The sequence below is a fragment of the Bradyrhizobium frederickii genome (genome assembly GCF_004570865.1).
In the GTDB taxonomy this organism is placed as follows: domain Bacteria; phylum Pseudomonadota; class Alphaproteobacteria; order Rhizobiales; family Xanthobacteraceae; genus Bradyrhizobium; species Bradyrhizobium frederickii.
This window is the reverse complement of sequence record NZ_SPQS01000119.1, coordinates 1-1,137: the sequence shown is the minus strand read 5'-3', so window position 1 is coordinate 1,137 and position 1,137 is coordinate 1. Positions and strand designations below refer to the sequence as shown.

Below are 1,137 nucleotides of genomic sequence, written 5' to 3'. Positions count from 1 at the left end.
CTTGCCCGGCCGTGGCTTGTCTTGCAGCCCATCCAGGCCATGGTCGGCATAGCGATGCCGCCAAAGGCTGACAATCCGCGGCTGGACCCCGACTTCCTTGGCGATCGACCGCGTGCTGCACCCGTCCGCCGCCAACAGAACTATCCGAGCCCGCTTCAAATCGCGCTGCAACGTCACCGGCGAGCGACAACACGCCTCAAGCACCTTGCGATCTTTCCGCGAAAGGTGGACTTCTCTTGCTTCGGGGATCATCCATATCTTGAATCACGACTCACGATCCAAGGATAGTGGGTACTAGACTGACGCACGTAGACGATTGCGCATCGGCGTAGGTGCTCAGCGGTGATCTTGCTCAGTTCGTTCATCGTTGTAATCTCCGGCAGTGGCGATTGCTCGGGCGATTAGTCGGGCGAGTCGCAGCAGGAGATGTGCGCGCTGCTCTTTATCGAGGGTCTCCCATACGGGTACGGCACCGTGCTGAGGTGGTGGGTCGAGAAAGCTTAGCTGCTGCATGGCTGTCCTCCGATTCCGATGGCAGGACAGTATGCGCGGCATCCAATTGCCGCAGCAAAGCGTCGACGATCGTCCGGGCGTGTAGCAGCTCGGCGTGGGAAGCCAGGAATGCCGCTCGAGCGCATTGCGGGCTTGCACGCGATAAATGTTGTGCGATAGGCAGATCTGTCCAGGCCGGTACAAGGGCACGGGTACCATCGGGCAGTACAAGCGTCAGATGAAGTTCGCCGCGTCGATGACACCAGCCAAGCACAACAAGCGCAGATCCCTCAAAGGGATGGCGCGACCGAACGATGGTTACCTGATCGGGATAGTCGTCGAGATGATGAGCGCGGTGGTGGGTAGTCTGTCGAGTAGTCTTTCGGCTCGGTCGACCACGCGTGGCTGTTGCGGATGGTGGCGCACAGGATCGCCGATTCACGCATATTGCGGCTCATCGGGCTGTGGTCGCGGGCTGGGTTCTTGAGAGCGGTGAGAAGCAGGAGACGGACAGGGGCACGCCGCAAGGGGCGGGCGTGGCTCCCTGAACGCAAAAGATAACTTTGCGGTGGAGGAGCGGTCACGGAACTATGGGCGGCGCCGGGCTCCTTTCCACCCGGAGGGGTGGGTGGGAGGGGGATGGAG

1 protein-coding gene is annotated in these 1,137 nt (G+C 61.1%); it reads right to left on the bottom strand.

Going from position 1 to position 1,137, the window contains the following annotated elements; all coding sequences use genetic code 11:
• Positions 1 to 252, bottom strand: a 252-nt coding sequence (locus tag E4K64_RS39890; RefSeq protein ID WP_135167599.1) for a helix-turn-helix domain-containing protein, incomplete at its 3' end; no start/stop codon positions are given.
• Between the last annotated feature and the right edge of the window lie 885 nt (positions 253 to 1,137).